Here is a 5,762-nt window from a genome sequence, read left to right on the forward strand (position 1 = left end):
AGTAACCCAAGAAAGTCAAAAAGCCTTATTAAAACTTTGTCCTCTCAATTGCCGAATGAAAAATAAATCTATGTGAAATCCTATCTTTCCTATGTTTCTATGTGGTTCAAAAAAAAGTTAAATGGTTTATTTTTACAACAATGCCTATCATCAGTTTATGAGAAATTTGTTTGCAGCTATAGCTGCGGTAGAAATAATCCAAGCTCATTTGTTTTGAGTTCCGCAAGGATCATCCAATCATTCAATCATTCAATCAACCAGGCAACCAATCATCCAATCATCCCTTCCAGATACAGGATAAACGCATAATTTCTGGCCGTTTCCCTCAGGGCCTCATAGCGCCCTGAGGCTCCACCGTGTCCTGCCTCCATATTGGTTTGAAGGATAAGTATATTGTCATCCGTCTTCTTATCCCTCAGTTTGGCAATCCATTTGGCCGGTTCCCAGTATTGTACCTGTGAATCATGCAAACCTGTGGTGACCAGCATGTGGGGATATTCCTGTTCCTTCACATTGTCGTAAGGGGCATAGGATAACATGTACTCATAGTATTTTTCTTCTTTGGGATTACCCCACTCATCAAATTCGCTTGTGGTTAGCGGGATGCTTTCATCAAGCATGGTGGTGACAATATCCACAAAGGGAACAGCGGCCACCACACCGTTATACAGTTCGGGCTGCATATTGACAATGGCACCCATCAGCAGTCCGCCGGCGCTTCCACCCATAGCATACAAGTGTTCCGGGCTGGTATATCCTTTTTTGGTGAGATGCTCGGCACAGTCGTTAAAATCGGTGAACGTATTTTTCTTGTTCAGCAGCTTGCCGTCTTCATACCATTCTCTTCCCAGATACTGGCTTCCCCGGATATGGGCTATGGCATAAACAAAACCGCGATCCAGCAAACTCAGACGGTTTGCATTGAAACTCGCATCCCGGGTGTATCCGTATGAACCATATCCATATAAAAGGGCCGGATTGCTTCCGTCCAGCTCGATGCCTTTACGATATACCACCGACATCGGAATTTGCTCCCCGTCATCGGCTTCAGCCCACAAACGCCTGGTTTGGTAATCATTGGGATTGAAGTCACCCAACACTTCTTCCCTTTTTTTCAATTCTTTTTCTTTCGTTTCCATATTATAGTCGTAAGTGGACTGGGGTGTGGTCAGAGAGCTGTATTCATATCTCAGAACCTTGCTGTTCAGATCGGGGTTTACTCCTAAGCTGGCGGAATAAGCTTCCTCCTCAAAATCAATATAATGCTCATCATTATTCTCCCAGTTGATTACCCTCAGGCGGGTAAGGCCTTCTTTTCTTTCATCGACCACCAGATAATCCTTAAATACTTCGATGCCTTCAAGAAAAACGTCTTCCCGGTGTGGGATCACCTCCTCCCAGTTTTCTTTATTATCCTGTCCGACCGGCGTTTTCATCAGTCTGAAATTTTTGGCTTGCCAGTTGGTCACTATGTAAAAAGAGTCATCAAAATGAGATACCGAATATTCCACTCCCCTTTCTCTGGGTTGAATGACCGTAAATTCGCCGTCGGGATCCGAAGCGGAAAGATAACGGTATTCATCTGCCATGGTACTGTGGGAGCCGATCATAATGTACGCTTCCGACTTGCTTTTGGAAACATAGGTGTCAAAAGTTTCATCTGATTCGTGGAATATTTCCCGGTCCTGTGAAAAGTCAGTACCCAGCTTGTGACTGAAAATCTTATAAGCACGCAGCGTTTCTTCCTGTTTCTTCGTATAAAACAATGTTTTGTTGTCGCCGGCCCAAACCGCATTGCCTGTAGTCACCGGGATCGCATCTTCATGGGTTTCACCGGTCTCCAGGTCCTTTACATGGATGGTGTATTTTCTTCTGCTGACCGTGTCCACCCCGTAAGCCAGCATACTGTTGTCAGGGCTGACACTCAATCCTACCACCCTGTAGAAATCATGCCCTTTGGCCATTTCATTGACATCCAGCATCACTTCTTCCTCCGCTTCCAGGGATCCCTTCTTCCGGCAGTAAATGGGATATTCTTTACCTTCCTCATAGCGCCTGTAATAATAATAACCATTCTTCTTATAGGGAACGGAGCTGTCATCCTCTTTGATCCTACCCTTCATTTCTTTAAAAAGCTTGTTCTGTAAGTCTTCGGTAGGCTTCAGAACAGCTTCCGTGTATTCATTCTCGGCCTCGAGGTATTCAATAACTTCCGGATTATCCCGCTGGTTCAGCCAGTAATAATTGTCGATACGGGTGTCTCCGTGAATGGTTAGTTCCTTAGGCTTCTTTTCTGCATCCGGGGGTTGCATATCCGTTGGTTTCATAGTGGTTCTGTTTTTACAGGAAAACATTAAAATGAGTAAGACTGATGCAAGCGTTCCGTAAATTTTGATTTTTTTCATGGTGGCCTGGCCTTTTAAGAGGTTTTTGAAATTAGGCGCTTGCCGGTCAAATTCTTGCTTTTTTTGGCAAAACTTGCCCGGTAAGGTACTGTAAAGATAATACAATAAAAGGAAGGATAAATAGGTTGTCTTGAAAAGGAAAAGGAGGGATTCACTCCAATACGGCAATGAACCCCAACCTTTAAGCCCAATTGTTATCCTAAAATAAAATTAGGACATTCCCTTAAACGAATATTCCTCTCTGAAAGTTACATCTGTAAATATTTTTGTAACGTTTCAATAAATTCCTCGGAGGTGACGGGCTTGGATAGATACGCGTCACAGCCGGCTTCCAGGGATTTATAATAATTTCCTGAAACACTATACGCTGTTTGTGCAATAATGCTGATCTGCGGGTCTTCCGCCTTGATCCTCCGGGCAGCCTCCCATCCATTCATACCCGGTAGCTTCACATCCATAAAAACCAGATCTACCGCATTTTTTCTGCAGTAATCCACCGCCTCTTCTCCTGATGATACATATTGAACGGAAATTTTAGCAGCGAGGGATTTCATAATCCTGATCAGTTCATGATAATATAACCTGCTTGGCTTATCATCTTCCACAATCAGGATATGTTTCCTTTTCTCTTCTTTTCCGTGGTCTTCCTCACTGTGTCCTTTGTTTTTGTTATCACCCGCTTCGTTTTTCATTTCGCAAGAATCAATAAATTTTTTATTTTTATATTTATAGTGTATTGGATGAAAAAAGGTTGGGATCTTTTGGTTAAAGAATAACCGGGAATTGATGAATTCACGGGGAGGAGTGATCAAATATTTATTATCTTTATCATTTTCTTTGAAAAACGTAGCCGTTAGAAAATTTTCATACACCCAATGCAGCTGTTCATATAAAATTAATTATAATTTTAACAGTACCTTACCGGACAAGTTTTGCCAAAAAAAAGCAAGAATTTGACCGGTAAGGTACTTAACCGTAAAACCACATAAAAATGAAGAAAACCGTTTTATTTTTTACTTTTATCGTTAGCGGATTGATGCTTTTTGCCCAGTCCGCTGAAGAAACACTTTTACTAAGAGCTCCCTCGGTTCATGACAACCTGGTTACATTCGCCTATGCGGGAGATATCTGGACTGCCGAAACCCACGGCAATCATGTTCAAAGGCTTACTGTGCATGAAGGTGTAGAGAGCCGGCCCATGTTTTCCCCCAACGGAAAGTGGATTGCATTTTCGGGCACTTATGAAGGCAACACCGATATTTATGTGGTATCTGCTGAAGGGGGTAATCCTCAGCGGATTACTCACCACCCCTCGCAGGATATTGTAAGGGGATGGAAGGGCAATGATGAGATCATATTTGCTTCATCCCGGGAATCCAAAAGCGGGAGATACCAAAAGCTTTTTACTGTGAAAAGGGAGGGGAGCCTCCCACAGTCAATGCCTATGCCGGAAGCCCACCAGGGAAAAATATCCCCTGACGGAAATTATACCGCATACATTAAAAATCCCGCTCCCGGCGAAGTGATGGCATTTAAGCATTACCGCGGAGGCATGTCTCCTGAAATATGGATTTTTAATAACGACACCTACGAAATAGAAAAAATACCTTCTGCTCAGTCCAATAATACCTATCCTGTGTGGGCAGGGAACGACCGGGTTTATTTCCTTTCCGACCGCAACGGATATAATAATGTATTCAGATATGACAGGGAAACCGGTGAGGTGACCCAGATTACCACATTTGAGGATTATCCGGTCAAAAACCTTTATTCCAGCGGAGAAAAACTTGCATTTGAACAGGAAGGCCGCATCCATCTGTATGATATTTCAGAGGATGAACTGAATACGCTTCACATCACCCTCAACCCGGATATACCATACAAACGCCCGCATTATGTGGAAGGCAAAGATTATATCAGGGACTTCTCCCTCTCTCCTTCAGGTGTGAGAGCCCTGATGGGTGTCAGAGGGGATATATTCACCATACCCACGGAAAAAGGAGATATAAGGAACATCACCGAAACACCGGCTGTTCATGACCGATTTCCGGCCTGGTCACCCGATGGCGAAAAAATTGCCTGGTTCTCCGATGCCGGTGGTGAATACCAACTGATGATTACCGATCAGAAAGGACAGACCGAACCCACCACCGTTTCTTTTGATGATCCCTCTTTCTACCACGGACCTTACTGGTCGCCCGACAGTGAGAAGCTTACTTTTTACGACAAGCATCTGAACCTGTATTACATGAATATGGAAGATAAGGAGCCCGTGAAAATCGACAGGGATATTTATGCCAATCCCATGCCCAAGTTCACCCCGGATTGGTCACCCGACAGCAAATGGATTACTTATACCCGGCGGCTGGAAAATCAGCTCAGTGCGGTATTCGTATATGATGTGGAAACAGATGAGAAAAGGCAGATCACAGATGGTATGAGCGAAGCCACCTATCCCACTTTCGGGGCAGAAGGCAAACACCTGTTCTTTGCTGCCAGTAACGATTTTGGACCCAACGCAAGCTGGCTGGACATGACCAACTATCCGCACAGGGTAACCAGCAGCCTGTATGCAGTGGTTTTGGAAGAAGGAAAAGAGTCGCCCTTTGCACCGGAGAGCGATGAAGAACCAACGGATGATAAAAAAGAGGAAGGTGACGAAAAGAATGAAGAAGAGCCGGGGATTAAGGTAAATATTGATTTTGAAGACCTGGATCAGCGAATCGTATCGCTGCCGGTGCCCACCAGAACCTATTCAAAACTTGAAGGCGGTGTGAAAGGCAAATTGCTCTACAGGGAAGATGTTCCCGACAAGCCGGGATATACCCTCCATGCATTTGATATGGAAGAAGAAAAAGACGAGGTGTATCTGGAAGGTATCCGGGATTATGAGATAAGCGCCGATGGCCAAAAGATGATCTATGCCACTTTGGGTGGTGATTATGCAGTTACCGATGCTACCACCAAACCGGAGCCGGGAAAAGGCACATTGAATTTGTCCGAGCTTAAAGTTAAGGTGAATCCCGAAGAGGAATGGGAGCAGATGTTCGATGAACTTTGGAGGATTGAAAGGGATTATTTCTATGTTGAAAACATGCATGGCGCCGACTGGAAAGCCATAAAGCAGAAATATGAAAAGTTTCTCCCCCATGTGGGACACAGGGAAGACCTGAACTATCTTTTTTCCGAGATGATGGGCGAAATGGTGGTCGGCCATAATTATGTGGGTGGAGGCGACATGCCCCATGAGGAAAGCGTTAAAACAGGGTTGTTGGGTGCAGATTATGAAATTGCCGACAACCGCTACCGCATCAAAAAGATATACTCGGGACTGAACTGGAATCCTTCTTTCAAGGC

General features: G+C 44.3%; 3 protein-coding genes. 1 reads left to right on the plus strand and 2 read right to left on the minus strand.

What is annotated here, in order from left to right:
• Positions 1 to 269: 269 nt before the first annotated feature.
• Together KGY70_16105 and KGY70_16110 are read right to left on the minus strand one after the other, a co-directional pair.
• Positions 270 to 2,327: a S9 family peptidase gene (locus KGY70_16105; protein ID MBS3776721.1), complete on the minus strand. Its 2,058-nt coding sequence runs from the start codon at positions 2,325 to 2,327 to the stop codon at positions 270 to 272.
• Between the two features lie 326 nt (positions 2,328 to 2,653).
• Entirely contained in the window at positions 2,654 to 3,097 is a 444-nt protein-coding gene (locus KGY70_16110; protein MBS3776722.1) for a response regulator, read from the minus strand.
• A gap of 299 nt (positions 3,098 to 3,396) precedes the next feature.
• On the opposite strand from KGY70_16110, the gene KGY70_16115 reads away from it, so the two are divergent.
• Positions 3,397 to 5,762, plus strand: a 2,366-nt coding sequence (locus tag KGY70_16115) for a PD40 domain-containing protein (protein ID MBS3776723.1), incomplete at its 3' end; no start/stop codon positions are given.

This window comes from Bacteroidales bacterium, assembly GCA_018334875.1.
Taxonomy (GTDB): Bacteria; Bacteroidota; Bacteroidia; order Bacteroidales; family UBA12077; genus JAGXLC01.